We start from the raw sequence: 26,128 nt of genomic DNA on the forward strand, positions 1-26,128 counted from the left end.
CGTCAGGCCAGGCGGCGGAATACGGGCTTCACCGGTCGCCCGGCCAGCCAGGGGGTGGGGTCGGCGGCGTCCAGTGCCTTCCGGTACACCGCACAGGCCTGGGCCACCACCTCGATGGTGCGGTCGATGTCGGCGTCGTCCAGTGCGCTGCTCACCACGAACGACGGGGCCAGCACCCCGCCCGCGAGGAGCCGGCGCAGAAACAGGGTGCGGTACCGCTGGGACGGCTGCCCATTCTCGTCGAGGGTGGCGAAGACCAGGTTGCTGGCCCGGCCCCGGACAAGGATGTGGTCGCCGACGCCCATGGCGGCCGCGGCGGCGCGGACACCGGTGGCCAGCCGCTCACCGAGGGCGTGCAGCCGGGCGGTGATGCCCTCCTCGGAGTAGGTGGTGAGCACGGCCATCGCGGCGGCCAGCGAGTGCGTTTCCGCACCATGCGTGGTGGACAGCAGGAACACCCGGTCGCCGGAGTGACGCAGTCCGCCCAGCTCCATCAGTTCGCGGCGCCCGGCCAGCGCGGAGACGGCGAATCCATTGCCCAGCGCCTTGCCGAAGGTGGAGAGGTCGGGGACGACGCCGTACAGGCCCTGGGCGCCCGCCTCGGACCAGCGGAAACCGGTGATCATCTCATCGAAGATCAGTAAGCAGCCATGCCGGTCGGCCAGTTGGCGCAGGCCGGCCAGGTACCCGGGCGGGGGCTCGGTGTGGGTGGCGGGTTCGAGGATCAGGCAGGCGATCTCGCCCTGGTACCGGGTGAGCAGCTCCGCCGTGGCGGTCAGGTCCCCGTAGGGGAACGCCAGGGTGAGCTCGGTGGTCGCCGCCGGGACACCGGCGGACATCGGCGTGGTGCCGATAAACCAGTCGTCCACGGAGAAGAACGGATGGTCGGCGCAGATGGCCACCCGGGGGCGCCCGGTGGCGGCGCGGGCCAGGCGCACCGCGGCGGTGGTGGCGTCGGAGCCGTTCTTGGCGAACTTCACCATCTCGGCGGTCGGCACCGTGGCCAGGAAGCGTTCCGCGGCCTCCACCTCCACGATGGACGGCCGGACGAAGTTGCTGCCGCGGTCGAGTTCCCGCCGCACCGCCTCCAGCACGCGTGGGTGGGCGTGGCCGAGGCTGACCGACCGCAGCCCGGAGCCGTACTCGATATAGCGGTTGCCGTCGATGTCCCACACATGGGCACCGCGGCCATGACTGATGACCGGGGCCAGATTCTCGGGGTACTGGTCGTCGCCCTTGGCGTAGGTGTGGGCGCCACCGGGGATCATCGTGTGCAGCCGCTCATTGGCCAGCCGCGACCGGGGCAGGAGGAACTCTTCGGTGTTTTCGGTGACTTCGGGGTTTTGGGGGATTTCGGGGTTTTCGGTGGCCATGGCCTACATCAACTCCCCAACCGCTGGAGGACCTTGGCGAGGCTCGGCGCCTCCCGGTCCCGCTGGGACATCGAGGTGACCGGCAGCGGCCATGGAATGGCGAGCTCCGGGTCGTCGAAGGCGATCGTCACATCCTCGGCCGGATCGTGCGGGCGGTCGATCCGGTAGGACGTGTCAGCGGTTTCGGTCAGCGCCTGGAAGCCGTGCGCGCACCCCGCCGGGATGTACAGGGTCGTCTGCGTCTCACCGGACAGTTCAAAGGAGGCCACAGTGCGGTAGGTCGGGGAGCCGGGCCGCAGGTCCACGACGACATCGAAGATGCTTCCGTAGGAGCAGCGCACCAGCTTGGCCTCGCCGGCGCCGGAGCGCAGATGCAGGCCGCGCAGTACTCCCCGGGCCGAGCGGGACACGCTGTCCTGGACAAAGGCATCCGGGTCGAGGCCCACCGAGCGGGCCACCTCGGCGTCGAAGGTGCGGCAGAAGAAGCCGCGTTCATCGCCGTATGGCGTCGGCTCGAAAAGGAATGCGCCGTCGATCGCCGGGACTTGGGTCACTTTCATCGAACCTCCTGCAGGGTTTTGCCGGCCGTCGGGAAGAGCGCGGCGGTCAAGGCGGTGAACTGGTCCTGGAGTTGCCGGGCGGCGGCCAGGTTCCGTTCGGCGAGGGTCCGCCGCAGCTCGGCCGATCGCTTCTCCAGCGACCGGAACTGTGCGAGCAGTTGGCCCGCGTCGATCTGGCGCGCCGGGTGGCAGTACGCGCCCAGACCCATCCGCTCCATGAGCGCGTCGCTCTTCGCCGCATAGCTGAGTGCCAGCGTCGGTGTGCCGGTCTTCAGCGCGCAGATCAGGTTGTGATAGCGGGTCGCCACCACGGTTTCGGCGGCCGCCATCTCCTTCATCAGGTCGGCCAGCGAGGCCGTCTCGGCGGCGGTGACCAGCGGCGAGTCCACCGCGTCGAGGATCGCGGCGACCACCGGCGCATCGCACTTGTCGCCGGTGAGCAGCCGGACCGGCCTGCCCTCGTCAACCAGCGTGCGGACGAACCGAGTTGTCCCGTCGAGGTAGCGACGGTGGATCTCCTCGGCCCGGGCGCGGTCGTCGTCGCCCCCGTGGAAGGCCATGACGCCGACGCAGACCAATCCCGGCGGACCTGGGGGCGCGGTCGTCCGCGGCGTGGGCAGGGCGAAGGCGAGGTCCGGATAGACCTCGTCCTGCGTGGTGTCCACGCCCATCGCCCGGATCGCCTCGCGGGACAGGGCGTCCCGGTACGACCGATAGGCGGCCAGCCGCGCCGACCAGCGCACCAGGGCCCGGGTCGGCCGGTTGCCGATGGCGTCGGCGCCCACACCGACCAGCGCGACCCGGGTGCCGAACAGCCGGCCGGCCGCGCAGAGCAGAAACTGCGAATACGGAAAGCCCCATGGCCGCAGCGGCAGCGTGGCCTCCAGGACGCCCATGCCCGGCACGATCACCACATCGTGCCGGCGCACCCAGGCGGCGGTACGGACGGCATCGACGAGCTTGCCCAGAGCCTTGGCCGCGATCGCTCCCGCGCCCGACGCGGTCCGGTACTCCCCGCGGTACCAGTGCAGCCGTGTCGCCGGGATCCGGTACCGGGCCATGACGACCTCGGGTCCGCCGCACAGTGCGTCCACGACCGCCTCCGGGTGCTCGGCGCGCAGGTACCCGAGCACGGCCTCCAACGACCCGTCATTGCCGAGGTTGCCGGAGCCGAGCAGGCCGAACACCCCTACCCGCGGCGCGGTCTTCATGCCTTCCGCCTCTCCCGGCCCGCGACCAGGGTGTCCACCGGGACGGTGAGCCGGCCCGGGTCCACGGGGGCGCGGTCCTCGACCCGCTCGCCGGCACCCGGCCGGAGGCGGCTGGCCAGCCATGCGGCCAGGTGGCCGTAGCATGCGCGCCGGTCGGCCGGGGACAGCGGCGCCCGCCGGACCGCCGCGACAAAGCCCCAGACATACTCGGCGAGCAGCCGGGGCACCGGATGCAGCGGGCCCGCCCGGCGCGGGTCCAGGTTGACGCACCGGGAGCGCTTGGAAGGGTTTGCCCGCTCGGCACGGGTGGGGTGGTCGCGGCGGAAGTACAGCAGCTCCGGCACCTGGTGGAAGGGACCGTGCAGGGCGATCTCGGCGACAAAGGTGCGGTCCGCGTGGTGGTAGCTGTCGTGCGGCTTCACCCGGCGCAGCACATCGGCGCGTATCACCCCGTAGAAGTCGTCGCCACCGGGCTCGAACAGCAGACTGCGGAAGCGTTCCGGCGCAGACGGCGAGTCGGTGGCGAGCCCGTACTCATAGGGGACCTTCACCCGGCCCTCGCCGTCGATGACCGCCTGGCCGGAGTGCGCCAGGATCACCTCCGGCCGCTCGTCCAGCGCCTCCACACAGCGCCTCAGCAGGTCCCGGGCGTAGAGGTCGTCGTGCGAGGCCCACTTGAACAGCTCGCCGCGGCACTCGGTGAACACATGGTTGTGGTTGGGTGCGGCGCCGATGTTCCGGTGCAGCCGGAGGTAGCGGATGCGGGAGTCCCGCGCGGCGTACTCGCGGCAGATCGCCTGGGTTCCGTCGGTGGAGGCGTTGTCGGAGATGACCAGCTCGAAGTCCTCATAGGTCTGGCCGAGCAGGGCGTCGAGCGCCTCGGCGAGGTACTCCTCACCGTTGTAGACGGGCAGGCCGATGCTCAGCCGGGGAAGGGCGGTCATGGCGTCCTCACTTCGGGGATGGGGTTCAGGGGGTGTCTGATGGATCTCGGCGGCGCCCGCGCAGGGCGGACCGCAGTTGCAGCCACCACACGGCCGAGCCGCAGGCGGTGGCGGCGGCTACGCCCCAGGCCGAGCCGGCCGTGCCGGCCAGGGCCGCCCCGCCGAGCCCGCCGCCGGCATAGCAGGTGGAGGCGAAGAGCTGGCTGCGCAGGCTGCGCCGGGCCGCGCCGAGCGCGCGCAGCCCGGCCGCCGCGCCGGTGCCCAGGCCGGCGCCCGCGACGCCGAGGGTGGCGGGCACGATGAGCCCCGAGGCGGAGCCCCAGACATCGCCCAGCACCAGCTCGCCGAGCCGGTCCGGCACCAGCAGCAGCGTCGCGCCCCAGAGCAGCGCGGCGACGGCCTGTCCGCCGCCCAGCAGAAGGCAGAAGGCGCCCAGCCGGTGCGGGGCCCGTCGCAGCACCCGGGCCGCCTCCGCCACGGTGACCAGCGACAGCCCCATCAGCACGGCGAGGAAGGGGCCGAGCAGGAGCTCGGCGCCCCGGATCACCCCCACCGCGCTGACCCCGACGATCGCGCCGAGACCATACGCCCGCAGTTGGCCGGCGCCGCTGACGCAGGTGTTCTCGGCCAGGTACCGGTAGCCGAGGTCGCGGTGTTCGCGAAGCCACCGGCGCGCTCCGGCCGGCTGTGGCCGGATCCCGGACTGGAGGCAGCCATAGCCCGCGGCCACCGCGGCGGACCCGCCCCAGGCGAGCACAAAGGCGGCCACGCTGCCCACCCGGGCCGCCACCACCATGGCCGGGACGAGCGCGACGCCCCACACCAGGTCGTTGACGAACGCCTTCCGCCCGGAGCCGGCGGCGAAGAACGCGTACCGCCAGGCGTCCTGGAGCAGCAGCCCCGGCAGCATCACGCCCAGGCAGCCGAAGGCGGGCCCCACCCGGCCGCCGAGAGCCGGCCCGGCCACCATGCACACCGCGCCGATGACGGCGCCCACGCCCAGCGCGGTACCCGAGGACCGGGCCACCGCCCCGCGCCAGGACGCCTCCGGCACACCGCTGAAGCGCACCACCAGCGGGTCGGTGGCCAGCCCGCGGGAGACGCTGAGCACCACGCCATAGGTCACCCAGGCCAGGCTGAACGCCCCGAACGCGGCCAGCCCCAGCGAGCAGGCCACATAGATCCCCACCGCGAAGTTGCTCAGGCTGGAGGCCGCCTGGTCGGCCAGTCCCCAGGACAGCCGGCCGGCCATGGCCCGCCCGGCGGTCGGCCGGGCGCCTCCGGCCCGGGGCTGTCTCCCGGCGGTCATCGGCGTCATGCCTTGATCAGCCCGGCGCCGTGCAGGGCGTCGGCCGCGGCGGCGACGGTGTCGAACGGCAGGGCGGACCGCTCGGCGATGTCCAGCAGACTGTGCTCGCCGTCGGAGAGGCTGAGCACCCAGAGCATGGCCATCTCGGCCTGCTTGGCGTCGCTGCGCCCGCCGAGCGAGTCATACAACCCCCGCCGGCCCAGCTGCGGTTCGCCATACGGGCTGAGGTTGGCATACCGCCGGTTGCGGTCCAGCACGGCGAATGCCTCACGGCAGACGGCGAGCGTGTCCGCCATCGCCTCCGGGGAGACAAAGTCCGGGTTGTCCGCCGAGGTGTGGTACTCGGGGTAGCCGGCGTACGGGGTCCGGCTGAGCGAGCCCACGCCGAGATCGAACCCGGGCGAGCAGAACTGCCGCTCGTCATAGCCGTACGGGGTGAACTCGACGATGCGGTGCGGGCGTTGGGATGCGCGCAGCACATGCCGCAGCACCCGGTCGATCTCCGCGTCGCCGCGTCTGCTCTGTTTGTACGTCAGCTGTCCCCGGTCACCGGCACAGGCCAGCACCAGCCCGTGCTTGACCCGGTCGATCCGCTCCGCGTTCCGGGCCAGCCAGGTGACCGCCCCGATGGTGCCGGGTGCGAACAGGAACCGGTAGGTGTAGTAGGGGGTTTGCTCCGCCAGCGCCCGGGCCAGGAATGCCGCCACCGCGATGCCGGCCAGGTTGTCGTTGGCCAGCGATGGATGGCAGACATGGCAGGAGACGAGCACTTCGTCGGCGACCTGCCCGGGAACGAGGTGTTCGGCGTAGGTGAGGTGGCCATCGGCGAGTGTGGAGTCGATGCGGACCTGGTACTCGCCGTCCGGCAGCGCGTCCAAGGTCTCCTGGGCCAGGCAGAACCCCCAGGCCGGCTGGTAGTAGCTGGTGCGGTACGGCACCCACGCCGGGTGGTCCGGCAGGGTGTGCAGGTGGCCGCGCAGCTCGGCCAGCGGCATGGTCGCCGACACCGGCACGCTGTAGCCGAGCACATGAAGGCTGGACGCGGCGAAGTCAACGACCCGGTTGCCCGCGCTGTCGGCGATATAGGCGTCCCGGATGTTCCACTCCTGGGGCACCGTCCAGTCGAGCACCTGAGTCCCGGTGGGCACTTCATGCACCCGCAAGGGGACATACTCGCCGACGATCTCCAGGGTGGCGCGCACCCCGTCGCCGGTGATGCTCCGGCACAGCGGGTACAACCGCTCCACCAGGGCGTGCATTTGGTGGCCTACGGTCGTCATCCACGCCGCCGCAGGGTGTCGTCCACGGTGCCGGCCTCGGACGCCGCGCGCAGCACGGCCAGCCGGGTGAAGCGCCGCTCGAAGTCCTCCCGGGTCAGCCCGTATTTCCGGTAGGCATCGGCCAGTTCGAGCGCGCCCTGCTTTACCGTCCACTCGCATGCGAAGCCGGGCACCGCGGCGCGGAACCGGGAGAAGTCCACCCGGTACGACCGTGGATCGGCGCCGGTCTCCCCGGTGATCACCACTCGGGAGCCGGATACCGCCTCGGCGACCTGCCCGGCGATCTCGGCGACCGTGACGTTGTTGATCTCGCTGCCGATGTTGAAGGCCCGGTCGTGCACCGCTTCCCGGGGCGCGGTCAGCGCGGCCGCGAAGGCCCGGGCGATATCGGCGGCGTGCACCAGCGGGCGCCAGGGGGTGCCGTCGGAGAGCACCAGCACCTCGCCGGACAGCAGCGCATGGCCCACCAGGTTGTTGAGCACAATGTCGGCGCGCAGCCGGGGGGAGTAGCCGAAGGCGGTGGCATTGCGCATATACACCGGGCTGAAGTCGCCATCGGCCAGCGCATGCAGCTCGTCCTCCACCCGTACCTTGGACTCCGCGTAGGGCGTCACCGGGCGCAGCGGGGCGTCCTCGGTCACCAGCTCATCGCCGCCGGCGGCGCCGTAGACCGAGCAGGTGGACGCGTACAGGAAGCGCCGTACGCCCTCCTCGCGGGCCAGTTTGGCCAGCCGTACGGACGCATGGTGGTTGATGTCATAGGTGAGCTCCGGCGCCAGCGATCCCAAGGGGTCGTTGGACAGGGCGGCCAGATGGATCACCGCGTCAACTCCGGCCAGCTCCTTGGCCGTTGTATCGCGCAGGTCCATCTGCCGTCCCGGCGGGTCCATGGGCGCCGGGCCCAGTACACAGTCGGCGAACAGGCCCGCGTCCAGCCCGGTGACTTCATGCCCGGCGGCCGCGAGGACCGGGGCCATCACGGTGCCCAGATAGCCCTGGTGTCCGGTCAGCAGTACGCGCAAGGTTCAACCCCCCAGGTTGAGAGTGAGTTTGGTGGCGGCGAAGGCCTCGGCGTAGCGCGCATGGCATTCGATGCCACGGATCCGCGCCAGCCCCAGGAATGCCTCCCGGTCGTACCAGGGCCGGTGCCGCTGCGAGGGGTAGTGCTCCTGCAGCAGCCGCACCTTCTCCTCGGCGATCTCCGGCGACAGCGGCTGGTACGCCGCCGGACGGCCGAGATCGCCGTCCCACTTGACGATCTCGTAGCCGAGCACCAGGTGGTCGCGGAACGCGGTGGACACCAGCTTCGCCAGGCCACGGTGATCCTGGTGCGCGTCATCGGTGCGCGGGGCCAGCACGAGATCCGGCTCGGTCCGGATGCGCAGTTCCTCGATGGCGGCCTTGGCCTCGTCCCAGCGCGCGGGCAGCCGGCCGTCCGGCAACTTGTCCACGGTCAGCAGCAGTTCGGCGCCCGGGCAGAAGGCGGCGAGCGCGGCCCGCTCCTCCTGCTCCCGCTCGCTGCCACCGCCGGAGAGCACCAGCGCGTCAACGCGGATACCCGGCCGTGCCAGGCACAGGGTCAGCAGTGTGCCGCCGGCGCCGATGGCGATGTCATCGCAGTGCGCGCCCACCGCGACAAGCCGGTCCAGGCGCCCGGCCCCGAGCCGGATCACGCCCTCGCTCCGGCGGCGTCCCGTTCCCAGACGGCCCATGGGCGATCGCCCCGGGCGTAGGCGGCGTCAAGCGCGGCCCGCTCCTTCACCGTGTCGGTAGGCTTCCAGAAGCCACGGTGCTGGTGCGCCAACAGCCTGCCTTGCTTGGCCAGTTGGGCGCAGCCGTCGGCGACCAGGTCTCCGCCCTCGGGGATGTGGTCGAAGATTTCCTGGCGGAGCACAAAGTAGCCGCCGTTCTCCCACAGCGGCAGTTCGCTCACCGCGGTGATGCCCCCCACCAGGCCGTCCTCGCCCAGGTCCACGCAGTGGAACGAGGACTGCGGCGGCACCACCATCATCGACGCACCGGCGTCGCGCCGGGCGAAGGAGTCGATCATCTGCGGCAGCGGGGCGTCGGTGAGCACATCGGCGTAGTTGGCGAGGAACATCTCCTCGCCGTCCAGGTGGTGCCGTACCCGGCGCAGCCGCTCGCCGATCGGTGACTCGATGCCGGTCTGCGCAAAGGTGATGGTCCAGTCGGCTATATCGGTGGACAGCAACTCGGTCCGCCCATTGCGCAGTACAAAGTCGTTGGAGGTGGTCTCCTCGTAGTTGAGGAAGAAATTCTTGATGTGGTGGGCCCCATAGCCGAGGCAGAGGATGAACTCCGTGTGCCCGAAGTACGCGTAGTAGCGCATCACATGCCAGATCAGCGGCCGGGGGCCGACCATCGCCATCGGCTTGGGCATATCGTCGGCGGCGCCATTGCGCATACGCAGCCCATAACCGCCGCAGAACAGAACGACCTTCATGCTGCAACCCCTTTCAGGACGTGGCCTCGACAATGGTCAGTTCCGGGATGGGAAAGACCAGCCGGCCGCCCCAGTCGTGCACAAAGGACAACTGCTCGGTCAGCTCGGCCCGCAGATTCCATGGGAGGACGAGGATGTAGTCCGGCTTGTCGGCGGCTATCCGTTCGGGCGGCAGGACCGGGATACGGGTGCCCGGGGTGAACCTGCCGTGTTTGTAGGGGTTGCGGTCCACCGTGTAAGGGAGCAGGTCGGGCCGGATGCCGCAGTGGTTGAGCAGGGTGTTGCCCTTGCCCGGGGCGCCATAGCCGACCACCGTCTCGCCGCGCTCGGCCGCCTCGATCAGGAACCGCAGGAGGTCCCGGCGTACCTTGGCCACCCGGGCGGAGAACTCGGTGTACCCGGACAACTCCCGCAGCCCGGCGGCCTTTTCCCGGTCCAGCACCTCGGCCACGGACCGGCTTGGCTCGCCGGCCGCCTCGGCCGGCCGGGCCCACAGCCGGATGGAGCCGCCATGTGTGGGCAGCAACTCGACGTCCACCAGGGTGAGTCCGCCGGCGGCCAGCGCCCGGATCGCGGACCCGACCGTGTAGTACTGGAAGTGCTCGTGATAGATCGTGTCGTACTGGTTCTGCTCGATCAGGGTCAGCAGATGCTGGACCTCGATGGAGACCCAGCCGTCGTCGGCGACCAGGGCGCGCAGCCCCTGGGTGAACCCGACCACATCGGGGATGTGGGCATACACATTGTTGGCCACCACCAGGTCCGCCGGGCCGTGCTCGGCGCGGACGGCCGAGCCGGTGGCCGGGGTGAGGAACTCCGTGAGCGTGGGCACTCCCGCGTCCCGCGCCGCGGCACCGACATTCACCGACGGCTCGATGCCCAGACAGCGGATCCCGCGGTCCACCACATGTTTCAGCAAGTACCCGTCATTGCTGGCGACTTCGACCACAAAGGCGTCGGGGCCGAGGCCCACCCGCGGTACGGCGTCGGCGACAAAGGTGCGCGCATGCTCGACCCAGGAGGTCGAATAGGAGGAGAAGTACGCGTACTGAGTGAAGGTTTCCTCCGGCGTGATCAGCGGAGGGATCTGCGCCAGCCAGCAGTCGGTGCAGACCCGCAGATGCAGCGGGTACGCCGGCTCCGGCCGGTCCAGTTGGTCCGCGGCGAGAAAGCTCTCACAGGGCGGTGTCGCCCCGAGATCGACCACGCTCGCCATCGCTTCCGAGTCGCAGAGCCGGCATCGTGTCATCTATTGCCCCCCATTGATTCCAGCCGCCCCGCGATCGCGGTGCGGTATCCGTCCACCAGGCGCTCCAGCCCGACGGCCGGGCTGAATGCCTGCTCATAGCGGCGCCGGGCCGCCCGGCCCAGCTCCCGGTTGGCGGCCGGACCGGCGGTGATCCGGCGCAGACAGGACGCCAGCGAGGCGGATTCGCCCGGCCGGTGCAGCAGTCCGGTCACCCCGTCCTCGACGAGTTCGGTGAAGGCGCCATGACCGGCGGCGACGGCCGGGACCCCCGCCGCCATCGCCTCCACCACCACCAGGCCGAAGGCCTCCAGCCAGGTCGAGGGGGCCACCACGGCGACCGATCGCGCGATGGCCTCCCGGCACTGCTCCGGGCCGTACAGCCCGGCGTACCGCACGTCCTCCCGGCCTGCCGCCCAGGCCGTCACCTCCGGTGCCAGCGGCCCCGCGCCGGCGATCACCAGCGGCACGCCCACACCGCCGTTGGCGGCGATCTCGTCCCAGGCGGCCATCAGCAGCCGTACGCCCTTGGCCTCCGCGAGGCGGCCGAGGTAGAGCAGATGCTCACCGGTGCCCGACCGGCGGGCGCCCGGTTCGGGAACGAAGTTGTGCTTCACCGCCAGCCGCCCGGGTGGCATACCGGCCCGCACCAGGACATCGCGCTGCGCCGCCGAGATACAGAAGAACCGCTCCACACCCGACCACCACCGGCGACGGTTGACCGACAGGCTGACCGCCAACGGCACCGTGGCCAGCCGGGAGTTCCGGTAGCAGCCGTGCCGCACGGCGGGCAGCGGCGCCGACCCGACGCATTCGGCACACGGCCGGCCGTCCCGTTGCAGGGTGCCGGGCGGGCAGATCTGGGTGTAGTTGTGCAGGGTGGCCACGGCGGTCACCCCGGTGTCGGCGCAGGCGGCCAGCACCGCGGGCGACAGCAGCGGGAAGACATTGTGGATATGCACCACATCCGGCCGCTCCGCGCGCAGCCGGGCGGCGAGCTTGGTGCGGACCGCCGGGTTCCATGGCACCAGCAGCGGCACCGCGGCCTTGCCCGGCAGGGAGCGGGCGGCGATGTCATCGCTGCGCCGCTCGAACATCTCGACCCGGTGGCCGGCCGCCCGCAGCAGCTCCACCTCCTGATCGACGACCTTGTTCTCCCCGCTCGGCTGTGCCGAGGAGTAGCGGTTGTGCACCACCAGGATGTGCATGCTCAAGGTGACCTCCGATCCAGGGCCCGGCCCGGGAGATGCCGGCGGGGGAGAGCGGGCGCCGGGAGGGGCGTGGCCGTGTCAGGCGCCGTCAGCAGAGCGGCGGCCACGGCAAGGTGCAGCAGATAGGGCGAGGCATCGCCCAGCCCGGCCTCGGTGTACGAGGCGATCGCGCAGTAGCCGATCAGGAAGATCGCGCAGGCCCTCGACAGCGACGGCGGCCGTAGCAGCGCCACCCCGCCCAGTACGACGAAGACCGCCGCCACCAGGGCGATACCGGTCAGGCCCTGCTCGTTGTAGACGGCCAGCCAGCTGTTGTCGATGGGCAGCCCGCCGAAGGACTTGTCGCCCAGGCCCACGCCGAAGGCCTGCTGCACTCCCGTCCGGGGCGCGGCCAGCAGGGCGTCCCAGACCTTGGCCCGCCCGGTGAGGTTGGAGAAGTTCTCCTGGCTCTGCCCGCGCAGGAACCATGCCTGGAGCGCGGAGGCGAACGCCACCGCGGCCACCACGGCGCACAGCACCGCCCAGGTGAAGAACCGGCGGGCCGCGGCGCTGGTCAGCAGGAGCGAGCCGATCGCCAAGGCCAGCCCGATGAACAGGCCGAGGGTGGCCGTCCGGGTATGGGTCAGCGCGAGCAGGATGAGTGACGGCACGATGACCACCGCCGCGCTCGCCCGGTCCGTCCGCCGGCCCAGCAGGAGCAGCACGGTGAGTCCGGTGATCACCGCCGCGTACTGGCCGATCTGCGGCGGCGTCAGCGGCCACAGCGCGCCGACCAGCCGCCCGCCATAGAGGTCGGGCATGGCCGCGCCCGGTGAGACGGCCAGCCCGGCGGCCACCGACCCGAGCACCGCGAAGTACATCCGGATGTGGTGCCGGACAAAGGTCTGGCCGTCGTCCCACCAGCGGCTGAGCAGCCATAGCGTGCCGGTGAAGAGGGCCAGCCGGGCGCACCGGAACAGGGCGCCCAGGCCGGACTCCAGGTTCACGCTGGAGATCACGCTCGGCACCAGCAGCAGGGTGAGCAGGAACAGGAAGGCGCCGGCCTTGATGCGCAGCCGGGGATTGAGCGCGAGCGCCAGCGTGAACGCGGCCACCAGCGAGCCCATGGTGACCAGCTGGATGAGGGAGCGGGGCAGCGGGACGATGGTCTTCGCCCCGGCGGAGCCGAGCGTATTGAGGATCAGCAATCCCCAGACCAGGCCGGCCATCCTCGGTGTGCCGTGCGGTGTGCCCATCTCAGCCACCGGCCCGTGGGTCGAGGGTGCTGCCCGGGTCCTGCTGGTACGGGGTGCCCTGCCACTGCCCGAAGTCGAGCACCCGGGCCGGGTCATGGGCGACGAACTTCCATGGCCCGGTATAGACGTTGTCATGCCAGCGGTTGTGCTGCTCCAGGGTGATCGCCTCGGCCACCCGCTCGCCCTGGTACGGCGACCAGTCGGGATAGGTGCCGTAGTTGGCCAGCACCGCCATGCGGTCGCACTTCGCCGTGCACTTGACGACGGAAGTGTCCAGCAGGAAGCGGTTGTTGTGGATGTCCACCCGCTGGGTCTTCCACCGGCAGTCGGCATAGAGCGGTGCGCTGGCGATCGTCGGCCGCGCACAGCGGTCGGAGTGCCGCACCAGCAAGGTGCAGTCACCGGACGAGGTGTTGGCCGGGCTGTTGCAGAACCGGTCGGCGTTCTCCCACAGGGTGATTCCGGACCAGTTGTTCTCCAGCGTATTCCGGTAGATATCGATTTTGTCCGTGCGGGCCCGGATCCGTGGTTCACCGCCGGACTCGGACAAGTAGACGGTGGCGAAAGGGAAGTTGTCGCCCCGGTCGGCGTATTTGCGGCCCTCGACCCAGTTGTTCCGCCGGATCGTGTTGTTCCGGATGACCGCGTTATAGCTGGTCTCATAGATCAGCGCGGCACCGTCATTGGCCTCCAGCACATTGTCCTCGATGCGGAAGTCATTGTTGTTGGTGTCCGCCCACAACCCGGTGCCACGGTTGTCGTGCACCCAATTGCCGCGAATATCGGCGCCGTTGACCGCCCAGAACTTGACGCCCCCGGTGCAGCCGCAGCCCGGCTTCCGCCGCTCCCAGTCCTCGGTGTTGTTGGCCGTGATCTCATTGCCCTCCAGCACCAGGCCGCTGATGGGGTCGCCGGCCTTGTAGGCGTTCATTCCGTACTGCCCATTGCCGCGCAGGCAACTGGCGCTGACCCGCTGGCGGGCACCGGCCATCAGCCCGGCGCCGGAGTTGTACTGGATGGTCGAGTGCTCGATCACCCATCCGTCGGCCGAATCATGGTTGACCACGCCCTCGTTCTGCGGCGCGGCGAATCCCTGCACGGTCAGATGGCCGATGGTGACATCGCGGGCGGTGCCGCCGAACGCGTACTGGTTGGTCTTGTTGCCGTCCAGCACCGCGCCCGGCGCGCCGAGGTAGCGGTCCCCCTCCTTGGGGATGACCTGGGAGTAGCGGTCCGGGTCGAGCCGGTGTTTGCCCGGCCGAAGCCAGAAGGTGGTGTTCGGGGGGCTGCTCTTGGTCTTCGCGGCCAGGTCACCGGCCACCGCGGGGTCCACCGTCACCGCGCCCGCCGGCGCCTTCGCCGGCCCGGCCGGGGGCTGGGCGCACACCCGGGCCACGGACCGGGCCGGGGACGCCGATGGCCGGGCGGTCGGCTCCGTACCGGCACCCGAGGTGCCCGCACAGCCGGCCGCCAGCAGGGCCAGCGCCGGCGGTGCCGCCGCCCAGGCCCGGTGCCGCCACTTGATCCCCACGCGTCCTCCCTAGCCGTGGAACCCGAGTACGGTGGTGAACCCCTCGACGCCGTCGGTGAAGCCGGTGCCGACCAGCGTTGTGGTGGGTTCCTTGCGCCCGAAGCCGGCGGAGTACCAGCCCAGCGGCGGGTCGCTTTCGCCGCGGTGCGCCCGCCAGCACAGCCGCCCGGGCAGGTCGAGCACCGCCGAGCGGTCCTCGCCGTCCCGGGTCCAGGTGAGCACCGCCCGGTTCCCCACCAGCTCCGCGGCGATCGCCGGGCCGAGGTGGAAGGCCAGGCGCACGGTCCGGCGCGGGCCGCGTACCTCGTCGATGACCCTCAGCTCCCGGCTCGCGGCCGTCAGTTCCACCCGGCGGCGGTGCACCGAGTGCCGGTAGCCGTAGTGCTCGGCACACCAGCGGGCCGGGGTGCCGGAGGTGTCCACGGCCAGCACCCGGCTGCGGGCATGCCGGGTCCACAGAAACGGGCCGCCGGAGACGGACTGGTCGGCGCCGTCCAGTTGCAGGGTGTTGTGGCCGAGGGTGGACCGGAAGTACCGCCGCCACTCGGGCTGCCCGTGGTAGCAGAACGTCCCCGGGTCGGCGAGCACATCGACCCCGTCGTGCCGGACCTCCAGGGACAGCGCGTCCGCGTGGGCATGCGCGGCGATCGACAGAAAGCCGTGCGGGCCACCGTCACAGCGGCACCAGATCCCCGCCGGACCACGCAGGATGGTCATGCCCGCGTCGGCGAAGTGGCCCGGCCGGCTCGTCGGGCGGGCCACCGCCGCCGCGGTTCCCTCGTCCGGGTACGGCCGGATGAGCGCGGCCAGCAGCCCGGTGCGCAGATCGGTGCCGGTCACCACCGGCCACCAGGGGAGCCGGCCGAACACGGCGTCCCCGGTGGCCAGCAGCGAGGCCCAGCGGTCGGTGCCCGCGCCGTCCAGGACCAGACCGTGCCCGTCGTCCGAGTCCCCCTGGCGCGGCGGCCGTAACCGGCCGTCCACGATGGCCGCCAGCGCGTCGGTCATCCGCAGCAGCACCAGCCGGACGGACGCGGGAACCGGCACCCCGGCGGCATCCGCCTCGGCCACCGCGGCCAGGCCGAGCTCCAGCACCAGTCCGTGGTACTCGGTGGCCAGCTCGCGGTTGAGGCCGGAGGCGAAGGTGTTGCCCCGCAGCTGCCGCTCCAGCGACCGCAGCGCGCCGGCCCGCCAGTGCGCCGAGGAGGGGAACCAGCCGAAGGCGCAGGCCGCCGCCAACTGCCCGGCGGCCTCGGCGATGACATGGTTGTTGGCCGAAGAGCCCCGGCTGGGGAAGGCGGCCAGCCAGCGCTGGTGGTGCCAGATCTGGCGCAGTGCCACCGGGTTGTCCTCGAACAGCCCGGCCGCGCCCGGCCAGCCGTCGAGCAGCCGGCGGATCCACACCCAGGACAGCAGCCGGATGCCCAGCTCTATGCCGCTGGTCCAGTGCACGCCGCGCAGCGGCGGGTTGGCCGCCCACCATGACCGCAGATGCCCGGCCACGCGCTCGGCGTACCGCTCGTCCCCGGTGATCGCGTAGGCGGCGGCCAGCACGGTGAGGTACTGATGCCGGGACAGCTCCCAGATCTGCTTGATGTCCCCGACGGCGTCCTCGTCGCGGTACGGCATATCGAAGGCATGGCCCCAGGGGGCCCGGCGCCCGGTCTTCGGGTCGTACCACCAGTCCGGGTCGGCCAGGTCGTCGCGGTCCACGCCGAAATACCCGGCGTGCCCGTCCATCAGCCGGTCCGCCTCCGCGACAAGACGTTTCGCGGCGTCCGGTGGCAGTGCGGCGATCGTCCCGGCGGGCAGTACCGCGGTGAACCGGGCGCCGGTGACCCTCGGGCAGTGCGGCGGCGCCGACCGCCACCGCCGTCTGCGCACCGCGTCGCCCACCCGGCCGGCGGCCTCCAGCGGCCCCATCCGGGACAGCCGCCGCAGATACCAGCCCGCGTTCATGGTCATCGCGCCCTCGCCAAGGTCACCGGCGCGCCGCCCGCCAGGCTCGCCCGCACGGCGAGGGTGGCCGTCGTGGTGGCGACCAGCGACTGAAGCGGCACCGGCATCGGCCCGCCGGTCCGTACCGCCTTGACAAACGCGGCCAGTTCGGCGTTCTGGCCCTTGTCCCGGGCCTGGGGCAGCCGCGAACTGACCCACCGTTTGCGGCCGGCCGTGCCTTCGAAATACACCGAGGCACGGACGAAGTCGTCGAGCCGCAGCACCCTGCCGTCCGCGACCACGTCCAGCGTCTCCTTGGGGAAGCCGGGCGCGCCGGTGGTGACATAGCTGATGGTGGCGGTGGATCCGTCCGGGTAGCCCAGCACGACCTGCAGGTCCTCGTTGCCGGGCGTGGCGATGGCATACACCGAGACCGGGTCGGCCGCGAGCAGCCAGCTCGCGGTGTCGATGAAGTGCCCGCCCTCACCGGCGAACCGGGAGCCCTCGGTGTCCTGTTGGAGGTACCAGCTGCCGTGCCCCAGCCGGCCCGCGTTGACCAGGTAGCGCAGGCTCGCCGGACCCCTGCGGGCGCCGAACCGCTCGCCGGCCTCCCGCAGCAGCGGCGCAAACCGGCGGTTGAAGCCCACCTGCAGCCGGTCGTTGCCGGACTCCTCCACCGCCGTGAGCACCGCGGCCAGTTCGTCCTCGCTGAGCGCCAGCGGCTTCTCCACGAACACCGCCTTGCCCGACAGCAGTGCTTTCCGGGTCAGTTGGGCGTGTGAGCTGTGCCGGGTGACCACGAACACCGCGTCGATGGACGGGTCGCCGAGCACGGCGTCGAGATCGGTGGTCGCCCTGCCGAAGCCGAACTTCCGCTTGGCGTTGGCCGCGGACAGCGCCGTGGTGGTGACGACCGCCGACAACTCGACGCCGTCGCGCTGGGCCAGGTGCGGCAGCAGCATCGAGGTCGCGTAGTTCCCCGCGCCGACGAACGCCAGCCGCACCGGCCCCTTGGCGGCCCGGGCCGGACTCCGCCGCACCGTCACCGTGGGCACCGTGACCGCCGGGGCCTTGGCTTCCGGCGCCTGTCCGGGGTACCGGAACAGCACGGCCACGGCCTTCAACTCGCCGTCCTTCAGGCGCTGATAGGTCTCCACGGCGTCCTCGAAGTCGGCTATGTGGGAGACCAGCGGTTCCACGTCCACCCGGCCACGGGCCAGGAGATCGAGGAAACAGGCCAGGTTGCGGCGCTCGGTCCAGCGCACATGACCGATCGGATAGTCCCGCCCCTCGAGTTCGTACTCCGGGTCATAGCGCCCGGGGCCGTAGGAGCGGGAGAACCGGACGTCGAGCTCCTTCTCGTAGTACGCGTTCCACGGCAGGTCCAGGCGGCACTTGCCGATGTCCACGACCCGGCCACGGTCCCGGCTCAGCCGGGCGGCCAGCTCGACGGGCTGGTTGCTGGCGCCGCCGGCGGCCAGATACACCTGGTCCACCCCATGCCCGCCGGTGAGCTTGGCGACGGCGGCCTCCACGGCCGCGGACCCGGGATCGCCGCAGGCCGCGGCGCCCAGCCGCTCGGCGAGCTCACAGCGCACCGGGTCGGGGTCGGCCCCCACGACGCGGACCCCCGAGGCGGCCAGCAGCTGCACCACCAGCTGCCCGATCAGCCCCAGGCCGATGACCAGCGCCACATCGCCCAGCTGGGACTCGCCGCGGCGGACACCCTGTAACGCGATGGACCCGACGGTGCCAAAGGCCGCGTGCCGTGAGGCGAGGCCGTCCGGCACCGGGGTGTAGAGGTTCTTCGGCACCCAGTTCAGCTCGGCGTGCAGGGCGTGCTCATTGCCGGCGCAGGCCACCAGGTCGCCGGCCTTCACATCGTCGATCCCGGTGCCGACCTGCTCGACCACCCCGCACAGCGAATAGCCCAGCGGCGTATAGGAGTCCAGCTTGCCCATCACCTTGCGGTAGGTGGCGGGCACCCCCTGGGTGGCCACGCTCTGCATGACCTTGGCCACCTGGTCCGGACGGGAACGGGCCTTGCCCAGCATCGACATGCCGGCCTCGGAGACCTTCATCAGCTCGGTCCCGGTGGATATCAGCGAGTAGGCGCTGCGGACCAGCACACCGCCCGGCTTGCACCCGGGCACCGGCACCTCGAGCACCGCCAGTTCGCCGCTCTTGTAGTTCTGCACAACCTGTTTCACCCGAGCTCCTCTTGTTTCCACTCCGTCAGGCCGCCTGGCTCTGGCCGGAGCCAGAGGTCGCGCCGCGATACCAGTACTCGAGGGTCAGCACATGCCATAGATGTTTGGAGAAGTCCCGCTGCCCGGCGGCGTCCTCGGCGACCAGCCGTGCCAGCGCCTCACGCCGCAGCAACCCGGAACGGACCAGCTCGCCGTCGTGCACCACCTCGCGCACCAGCGGTGCCAGATCCCGGCTGATCCAGGCCCGCAGCGGGGCGCTGAACAGGCCCTTGGGCCGGTACACAATCTCCCGGGGCAGCACCGAGGCGGCCGCCTCCTTCAGTACGGCCTTGCCCTGCCGCCCGACGATCTTGCGGTCGCCGGGCACGGCGAATGCCGCCTTGACCACCTCGATGTCCACATAGGGCACCCGCACCTCGGTCGAGGCGGCCATGCTCGACCGGTCCGTATAGGCGAGGTTCAGCCCCGGCAGGAACATCCGGGCGTCGCCCAGGCACATCCGGTTGACGAAGTCGTCCAGGTCGTTGTCCTGATAGATGTCCGCGTGCTCGGTCAGCACATCCCCGACCGCCGGCGCCAGGTCCGGATGGACCAGGGCGAGCAGCTCGTCCTGGTCGTACATGGTGTAGCTGCGCCGGAAGGCGGTCTCCTCCGGCAGCTCGGCGAAGGAGAGAAACCGCTTGGCGAAGCGCACCGACCGGTAGCCCCGGCGGGAGGTGGCGACCGGCAGCCGGTCCACGGTGGCGGACAGGCCGCGCCGCAGGGGACGCGGGACGCGCTGGTAGCGCAGCGCCAGCAGATTGGCCAGGTGCTTGCGGTAACCGGCGAACAGCTCATCGGCGCCCATCCCGGAGAGCATCACCTTGACCCCGGCCTCCCGGGCGGCCGAGCAGATCAGAAAGGTGTTGATCGCGGCGGGGTCGCCGATCGGCTCGTCCAGGTGGTATGTCATCCGCGGCAGCAGATCGAGCACATTGGGAGCGATCTCGATCTCATGCAGATCGACGCCGAACCGCTCGGCCACCTGCCGGGCATAGCGCAGATCGTCCGGCATCGCCTCGAATCTGGCGTCCTCGGCCCGGAACCCGATGGTGTAAGCGGAGATCCCGCCCTGGTGACGGGCCGCCAGCGCGGTCAGATAGCTGGAGTCCAGCCCGCCGGAGAGAAAGGCCGCCACGGGTACATCGGAGAGCAGGTGCCGCCGGGCCGACTCCTCCACGATGGCGGCCAGGTCAGGCTGCCCGCCGCCCCGGGCCCGCTCCCGGGCCCCGGCGGCCACCTCACGGAGGTTCCAGAACCGGCCGCGCTCCACCCGGCCGTCGGCCCGGCACCGCAGCCAGCTCCCCGGCGGCAGCTTCTCCGCCTCCCGGAAGGCGCAGCGCGAGTCCGGCACCCAGTAGTACAGCAGCGAGGCCACCAGCGCCGCATGGTCCACCTCCAGCGATCCACCGGTCACAGCGGCCAGCGCCTTGAGCTCGGAGGCGAACACCAGGCCCGTACCGCGCCGCAGCAGGAACAGCGGCTTGATGCCGAGCTGGTCGCGGGCGAGCACCAGGTCACCGGTCCGCTCGTCGAAGACGGCGAAGGCGAACATGCCGCGCAGCCGGGGCAGACAGTCCGTGCCCCAGCGCCGCCAGGACTCCAGCAGCACCTCGGTGTCGGAGGTGCCCCGGAAGCGCACCCCGGCGGCCGCCAGCTCGGCACGCAGTTCGGGCGCGTTGTACAGCTCGCCGTTGTAGGTCAGGGCGAGACCGCCCGAGACCATTGGCTGGGCGCCGGACGGGGACAGGTCGATGACGGCCAGCCGGCGGTGCCCCAGGTGCACTTCGCCGTCACCGGCGGGGTGGCTGTACCGGCCCGCCCCGTCCGGACCGCGGTGGGCGAGGATATCGGTGAGCCGGCCGGTGACGGCCCGACCGTCCGGCCATCGGTAACTGCCTGCGATGCCACACATCTGCTAGCGCGCCTCCTGGTCGCTGTCCGGGACCCTTCCCCGAGCTCTCAACTCCGTTCGAGCAGGGGAGGCCCCACTGGCCGGCCTCGGCGGCCGCCCCGTCCGCGCCCGCCCTTCCCCCACTGCCGGAACGGCGTGGGAGGCACCCCCACCGTTCTGCCGGGCCGCCCGCTCGTCATGGCCGCGCGGGGCGGTGCGCGGCCCGTCCCAGAGCGTGCCGTCGGTCCGGTCACCCGGATCGGGGTCGATCAGCACCACACCGATCACCACGATGTGCTGGTCCGCCAGGTGCCGTGCCACGGTGTGCAGCCAGGCGGCGCTGCCGTGCCCGGCACGCACGACCAGCACGGTCCGGCTGCCGAGATACCGGAGGTCCGTCCACGCCGTGCCGGGCGCGACCGAACCGACGCCCAGCCGGCGCGCCTGCTGCGGCACGGCCGCCACCCGCTCGCCGCTGACCACGGTCAGACCGCCCGGCTTCTCACGGCTGCCGGTGAGCTCCGGGCCGGGCAGACCATCGACGATGACCACCGGCCCGTCCGCCGCCAAGGCCCTGGCCACATTCAGGGCGATCACGGCGGTGCTGCGCGCACAGCCCAGTTCCAGCAGCGACACCGGTTCCGCAGGGCCGCGCACGGTGCGGGCCAGGGTCGTGGTGAGCCGTTCATAGGCCGCCCTGGTCCGTCGGCGCTGCCACCGCCCGGCCGGCCGGCGGGGCGCACGGGGCAGCTCGGCGATGACCGAGGCGCCCAGGTTCGCCGCGATCTCCCGGCGCAGCACCGGACGGTCCGCCACCACCGCGCCGACCGCGGCCACCGCGAGCCCGAGGACAAGCCCGAGGACCAGCCCGATGGCGGCGTTGGTGGCAGCGGCTTTGGGCAGGGAGTGCCGCACCGCGCTCGGGCCGTCCACGATCTGGGTGCCGGCGATGAGCCTGGGCGCGCCGGTGCGTGCCTCCGCGGCGCGCTGGTCGAAATCGGAGATCCGCGAGTTGAGCTCGGCCCGGCGGGCGAAGAGCGACTCAAAGCTGGCCGACGCCTTTGGGTCGCTTCCCGGCGACCGGTCCCCGATCGCCTTGTTGACCTGGGCGAGCTCCTCCCGCATCCGGTCCCGCTGGTCCAGCAGGGCCTTGGCCTCGGCCTGCGCGGTCTCCCGCATCCGTCGCAGATGGTCCGCGACGAAGGCATCGGCCAGCGCCTTGGCCCGGGCCAAGGCCTGGGCGTCGCTGTCGCCCGTCACATCGATCCGCAGCAGATTGTTGGTCAAGCCGGTACCCCGGTAGTCCCGTATGAAGTCCTCCGGTTTTTCCGGGGAGTTGAGGGACCGCAGGGCCTCGCCGGCTATCCGCGTGGTCCGCAGCAGCTCGACATCGGTGCGGATCAGCGTTCCGGTGTCATTCGGCTGGTCCGCCTGATGCGCCACCAGCACCTTGGTCACCGCGGCCGGCCGCGACGGCAGCAGGACCGCCATCGCCGCGCCGGCCAGCAGCCCCAGCAGCGCCATGGCGCACCACAAGCGGCGGCGCCTGCGCACCGCCACCACCAGCGCCTGCAGGTCCAGCAGCGGAGCGGCGGCCGACGGCTCCGAAGACTTGCCGGTCGTCACACAGAACCTCCCGCCGCGTGGCCGCGAACCGCGAGCGCCCCGGTGGCGTTGTCCGGCGCATGGCCGTTGTCCGGGGAATGGCCGGCGGACCGCCTGGCACGGGCCCGGACCGGCCCGGCGAGGACAATGCCGACGACCTCATGCCCGCCATCCGCACACGCCTCCGCGATACCGGCGAGCTCCTCCGCGGTCCGGCTGCCCGCGCTGAGTACGACCAGGGCACCGGACTCGGTGTCGCGGTCCGGCACCATCGGCTGGGACACCGGAACCCCCACCACCCGCAGCAGGGAATCGCCCCCGGCCTCGGCGACGAGCTGCCCGGCGGCCCGGCGGGCGATCTCATCGCCGTCCGGTACGACCACCAACAGGCACCCGTCCGCGGGCAGTTGGTCCCGGAGGCGGGCACACACCCGCCGGCAGCGGATCCGTCTGCCGGCCTCGTCGCCGGACGCCGGCGGGACCGGTATCTCCCAGCGGGTGTCCACGCCCAGCAGCCGGCGGATCCGGGCCCGCGCGCCGCGCCCTTCCGGCCCGTGCGCGGACCGTTCGGCAACTACCTCGACCGTACCCAGCACCACCGAGCCCAGCGCCGCGGCGATCTCCGCTTCGGTGCGCAGCCGGCGGTTCACCCGCGCGGCGATGAGATGGCCGACGACCGCCAGCAGGAAGAACAGCAGCGCTCCGGCGGCGATGAGCTGCGTCCTGGTCGGCGGCGCCGCGCCGGCCGGCCGGGCCGCCGGACCCATGACCACCATGCCGGCCTTGTTGGCCGCCGGACCGGCCTGGTCCAGCTTCTTTATCGCCTCCTCCAGCCCGGTACGCAGCTTCTCCAGCTCGGTACGGGCCTGTACGCCCTCCACGGTCTGCCCGGGATTGGCTGAATTGGCCAGGTCGGTGATCCGCCGGCCGGCCTCCGCCACCTTCTGCCGCAGCGCCTCGGGCCCGGTGGCCGCGTCCGGGTCGGTGCTGTCACCGCCGGCGCCCGCGATCCGCGCGGCGAAGGTGACGAATTGCTGGGCCACCTGGTCGGAGAGCCGCTGCGCGCGCTCCGGGGTGTCGGCCGTCCCCGAGATCTTGATGATGTTGCCGTCGGCGGCCTTGGCGCTCACCCGGTTGTGCAGCTCACGGCCGCTGACGCCCCGCCAGCCGAGCGCGGCGGCCGCGCGGTCGGCCACCGCGGAACTGGTCGCGATCTCCGCCTGGGTCAGCAGCGCCCGCTCCTCCCACTGCCCCGGCAGCAGTACCGATGCCGAAGCGGTGTAGCGCGGCGGATACAGCAGCGAGGTGCCATAGCCGGCGAGCGCGCCCACCACGGCGAGGACGGCGAGCAGCCGCCAGCGCCGACGGAGAATCCGCCCGATGGTGACCAGGCGTATCGGATCATCGCTCAATGGCGCGGCCTCTTCCGTGCGGGGACCGGGCGGCCCGCCGGCCCCGCGGAGCGGTCGCGGCAGGCGGCGGCATAGGCGGCAAGCAGCGACGCTTGCGAGTTCCGCCAGGAAAGCCGCCCGTTGATCCGCTCCTGACCGATCCTGCCCATCCGGGCCCGCTGCTCCGGATCGTCCAGCAACAGCGCGATCAGCCCGGCGAATTGGGCCTCGTCATTGGCGGGTGCGTACACGGCAGCGTCACCGGCGGAGACGCGCGCCTCCCGGAGGTCGAACGAGACGATCGGCCGGCCCATCGCCATGTACTCCAGGACCTTGTTCATGGTGGACACATCGTTGAGCGGATTGCGCGGGTCGGGGGAGAGGCATACATCCGCGGTGGACAGATAGCGCACCAGATCGGCGTCCGGAATGCGCCCGGTGAACTGCACCTGTTCACCGAGCCCCAGCCGCCCCGATAGCTCCCTCATCGCCTCGAAGGCGTCCCCGGCACCGATGAACACCGCATGCCAGTCGTCCCGTTTGAGCTCGTCGCGCAGCTTCGCAAGGGCCCGCAAGGCGTAGTCCACGCCGTCCTGTGGGCCCATCACACCGAGATAGCACAGCAGATGAGGCTTGCCGCGCTTGAACTCCGGCTCCGGCGGCACCGGTTGGAACCGGTCTGTCTGGGGCGCGCTGCGCACCACGAAGACGTCCTCCGGCCGCCGGCCGCCACGGCATACCGCGACATCCCGGTAGCTCTCATTGGTGGCGAGCACAACATCCGCGGCCCGGTAGGTCAGCCGTTCCAGCGCGCATACGCCGCGGTAGAGCAGGTCCTCGCCACGGCCGAACCGGGAGAGATACAGCTCGGGCACCAGGTCGTGCTGGTCGAAGACAAACCGCGCACCGCGCCGCTTCAGCAAAAGGGCCGTCAGGAACAGCAGATCGGGCGGGTTGCAGGCGTGCACCACATCGACCGGGCCGACCTTGCGGGCCAGCCGGGCCGTATGCCACAACGCCGCCCCGTACTCCCGCAGATAGCCGGCCGGCCCTCCGGTGGCCGCGCGCAAGGGGTAGCGGTGGATCCGCACCCCGTCGATCTCCGCCTCCGGCTCCGTGTCCCGGTTGCGCCCCCGGGGACAGATGACATGCACTTCCCAGCCCGCATCGCGCAGCGTTGTGCACTCCTGCCACACCCGCCGGTCGAAGGGCACCGACAGGTTCTCCACCAGGATCAGCGCGCGCCGCCCGCCGCCGGCTGTGTCACCGAATTCACCGAACGATGTGTCACCAAATGCCGTGTCACCAAGCAAGGCCCATATACCCCGGTTCGGCCCGGCGCGCCTCGGCGTCGGGAAGGCGGACGAGGTCGATGAGCACCGGGCCGTCGCCATGGGGCAGCGCCGACAGCACGGCCGGATCCCTGGTCCCGACCAGGCACACCTCGGCGTGGTCGAGCACCTCCTCGACGGAATCCGCGAGCAGCTGCGCCAGGTGCGGCAGCCGGGTCTCGATGTACTCGCGGTTGGCGCCGAGCAGCCGGGACAGGCTCACATTGGCGTCATAGATCCGCAGGTCGTAACCCTTGCCGAAGAGCCGTTCCGCCAGCTCCACAAGCGGGCTCTCGCGGAGGTCGTCGGTGCCGGGCTTGAAGGACAGCCCGAACAGCCCCGCCCGGCGCTTGCCGGTACGCTCCACCAGCTCCACCGCGCGCTGCAGATGCGCGGAGTTGGAGGGCAGCACATGGGCCAGGATGGGCACCGAGACATCGGCCCGCTGCGCCGCGTGGACCAGGCTGCGCAGGTCCTTGGGCAGGCAGGAGCCGCCGAAGGCGAAGCCCGGCCGCAGATAGGCGGGGCTGATGTTCAGCTTGCGGTCGGCCAGGAAGACATCCATCACCTGGTGTGAGTCCACCCCGAGCGCCTGGCACACCGCGCCCAGCTCATTGGCGAAGCCGATCTTGAGGCCATGGAACGCGTTGTCCGCGTATTTGACCGCCTCGGCGGTCGGGACCGGCACCCGGAACACCTCGCCGGGCAAGCCGTCGTACAGCGCCAGCACCGTGTCCCCGCTTGCCGGGTCGAGCTCGCCGATGACGGTCTTGGGCGGGTCGAAGAAGTCCCGCACGCTGGTGCCCTCGCGCAGGAACTCCGGGTTGACCGCGACCCCGAAGTCCACCCCGGCCGTGCCGCCGGTGTACTTCTCCAGGATCGGCACCAGCAGGTTCAGGCAGGTGCCCGGGAGCATGGTGCTGCGGAAGACAATGGTGTGTCGCCCGCTGCGCCCATGACGATCCGCCAGCACGGCGCCGATCTGCTCGGTGACCCGCTCCAGATAAGTGGTGCACAGGCTGCCATTGGGCTCCGATGGCGTGCCCACGCAGACCAGCGACACCTCGCTGCCCATGACCGCCTCACGGACGTCGCCGGTGGCGCGTAACGCTCCCGTCCGCACGGCCTCGGCGATCAGCTCGCCGATCCGCTCCTCGACCACCGGGGTCTTGCCGTCGTTGACCAGGCCGACCTTCACCTGGTTGACGTCCACCCCGATGACCTGGTGCCCCATCCCGGCCAGGCACGCGGCCGATACACAGCCCACATAGCCGAGCCCGAAAACGCTGACCCTCATGACCCGTTCCTCCCCCCGGGCAGGCCCTGACGGCCTGCGATCCGCGCGCCGGCCGGCTG

The 26,128-nt window shown here is 71.4% G+C and carries 20 protein-coding genes; all 20 read right to left on the reverse strand.

Annotated features, from left to right (window positions below):
- Window positions 1-2: 2 nt before the first annotated feature.
- From CV755_RS07190 to CV755_RS07285, 20 genes are read right to left on the reverse strand one after another with little or no spacing between them, the layout of a single operon-like run.
- Window positions 3-1,373 carry a glutamate-1-semialdehyde 2,1-aminomutase gene (locus tag CV755_RS07190; RefSeq protein WP_109279331.1) on the reverse strand — a complete coding sequence of 457 codons (1,371 nt, stop codon included), beginning with the start codon at window positions 1,371-1,373 and terminating at the stop codon, window positions 3-5.
- An 8-nt stretch (window positions 1,374-1,381) separates the two neighbouring features.
- Complete coding sequence (gene rfbC / locus CV755_RS07195; protein ID WP_109279332.1) at window positions 1,382-1,933, reverse strand: dTDP-4-dehydrorhamnose 3,5-epimerase; 552 nt, start codon at window positions 1,931-1,933, stop codon at window positions 1,382-1,384.
- Window positions 1,930-3,144, reverse strand: a complete 1,215-nt coding sequence (locus tag CV755_RS07200; RefSeq protein ID WP_109279333.1) for a polysaccharide pyruvyl transferase family protein — start codon at window positions 3,142-3,144, stop codon at window positions 1,930-1,932. Before CV755_RS07200 ends, rfbC begins: the two co-directional genes overlap by 4 nt.
- Entirely contained in the window at window positions 3,141-4,088 is a 948-nt protein-coding gene (locus CV755_RS07205; RefSeq protein WP_109279334.1) for a glycosyltransferase family 2 protein, read from the reverse strand. The genes CV755_RS07200 and CV755_RS07205 overlap by 4 nt, the downstream gene beginning before the upstream one ends.
- A gap of 25 nt (window positions 4,089-4,113) precedes the next feature.
- Entirely contained in the window at window positions 4,114-5,406 is a 1,293-nt protein-coding gene (locus CV755_RS07210) for an MATE family efflux transporter (protein ID WP_109279335.1), read from the reverse strand.
- Window positions 5,403-6,677, reverse strand: a complete 1,275-nt coding sequence (locus tag CV755_RS07215; protein WP_109279336.1) for a DUF4910 domain-containing protein — start codon at window positions 6,675-6,677, stop codon at window positions 5,403-5,405. Before CV755_RS07215 ends, CV755_RS07210 begins: the two co-directional genes overlap by 4 nt.
- The gene (locus tag CV755_RS07220; protein WP_109279337.1) at window positions 6,674-7,699 is read right to left on the reverse strand and encodes an NAD-dependent epimerase/dehydratase family protein; all 1,026 of its coding nucleotides are present in this window, start codon (window positions 7,697-7,699) and stop codon (window positions 6,674-6,676) included. The genes CV755_RS07215 and CV755_RS07220 overlap by 4 nt, the downstream gene beginning before the upstream one ends.
- A gap of 3 nt (window positions 7,700-7,702) precedes the next feature.
- Window positions 7,703-8,350: a PIG-L deacetylase family protein gene (locus CV755_RS07225; RefSeq protein WP_109279338.1), complete on the reverse strand. Its 648-nt coding sequence runs from the start codon at window positions 8,348-8,350 to the stop codon at window positions 7,703-7,705.
- Entirely contained in the window at window positions 8,347-9,141 is a 795-nt protein-coding gene (locus tag CV755_RS07230) for a glycosyltransferase family protein (protein ID WP_109279339.1), read from the reverse strand. The genes CV755_RS07225 and CV755_RS07230 overlap by 4 nt, the downstream gene beginning before the upstream one ends.
- 13 nt (window positions 9,142-9,154) lie before the next feature.
- On the reverse strand, window positions 9,155-10,390 hold the full coding sequence (locus CV755_RS07235; protein ID WP_109279340.1) for a class I SAM-dependent methyltransferase: 1,236 nt from the start codon (window positions 10,388-10,390) through the stop codon (window positions 9,155-9,157).
- Window positions 10,387-11,595, reverse strand: coding sequence for a glycosyltransferase (locus CV755_RS07240; protein WP_109279341.1), 1,209 nt, complete (start codon window positions 11,593-11,595; stop codon window positions 10,387-10,389). Before CV755_RS07240 ends, CV755_RS07235 begins: the two co-directional genes overlap by 4 nt.
- A gap of 2 nt (window positions 11,596-11,597) precedes the next feature.
- Window positions 11,598-12,833, reverse strand: coding sequence for a hypothetical protein (locus CV755_RS07245; RefSeq protein WP_109279342.1), 1,236 nt, complete (start codon window positions 12,831-12,833; stop codon window positions 11,598-11,600).
- A 1-nt stretch (window position 12,834) separates the two neighbouring features.
- On the reverse strand, window positions 12,835-14,364 hold the full coding sequence (locus tag CV755_RS07250; protein WP_109279343.1) for a right-handed parallel beta-helix repeat-containing protein: 1,530 nt from the start codon (window positions 14,362-14,364) through the stop codon (window positions 12,835-12,837).
- Window positions 14,365-14,373: 9 nt separating this feature from the next.
- Complete coding sequence (locus CV755_RS07255) at window positions 14,374-16,329, reverse strand: heparinase II/III family protein (RefSeq protein ID WP_109279344.1); 1,956 nt, start codon at window positions 16,327-16,329, stop codon at window positions 14,374-14,376.
- Window positions 16,326-18,512 (reverse strand): bi-domain-containing oxidoreductase, encoded by a 2,187-nt coding sequence (locus CV755_RS07260; protein WP_109279345.1) that lies wholly within the window; start codon window positions 18,510-18,512, stop codon window positions 16,326-16,328. Before CV755_RS07260 ends, CV755_RS07255 begins: the two co-directional genes overlap by 4 nt.
- A gap of 25 nt (window positions 18,513-18,537) precedes the next feature.
- Window positions 18,538-20,466, reverse strand: coding sequence for an asparagine synthase (glutamine-hydrolyzing) (gene asnB, locus CV755_RS07265; RefSeq protein ID WP_109279346.1), 1,929 nt, complete (start codon window positions 20,464-20,466; stop codon window positions 18,538-18,540).
- A 3-nt stretch (window positions 20,467-20,469) separates the two neighbouring features.
- Window positions 20,470-22,071, reverse strand: a complete 1,602-nt coding sequence (locus CV755_RS07270; RefSeq protein ID WP_109279347.1) for a Wzz/FepE/Etk N-terminal domain-containing protein — start codon at window positions 22,069-22,071, stop codon at window positions 20,470-20,472.
- On the reverse strand, window positions 22,068-23,462 hold the full coding sequence (locus CV755_RS07275) for a Wzz/FepE/Etk N-terminal domain-containing protein (RefSeq protein WP_109279348.1): 1,395 nt from the start codon (window positions 23,460-23,462) through the stop codon (window positions 22,068-22,070). Before CV755_RS07275 ends, CV755_RS07270 begins: the two co-directional genes overlap by 4 nt.
- The gene (locus CV755_RS07280) at window positions 23,459-24,754 is read right to left on the reverse strand and encodes a glycosyltransferase family 4 protein (RefSeq protein ID WP_193553368.1); all 1,296 of its coding nucleotides are present in this window, start codon (window positions 24,752-24,754) and stop codon (window positions 23,459-23,461) included. The genes CV755_RS07275 and CV755_RS07280 overlap by 4 nt, the downstream gene beginning before the upstream one ends.
- The gene (locus CV755_RS07285; protein ID WP_109279349.1) at window positions 24,744-26,069 is read right to left on the reverse strand and encodes a nucleotide sugar dehydrogenase; all 1,326 of its coding nucleotides are present in this window, start codon (window positions 26,067-26,069) and stop codon (window positions 24,744-24,746) included. The genes CV755_RS07280 and CV755_RS07285 overlap by 11 nt, the downstream gene beginning before the upstream one ends.
- Between the last annotated feature and the right edge of the window lie 59 nt (window positions 26,070-26,128).

The organism is Streptomyces orinoci (assembly GCF_003121295.1).
Classification (GTDB): Bacteria; Actinomycetota; Actinomycetes; order Streptomycetales; family Streptomycetaceae; genus Streptomyces; species Streptomyces orinoci.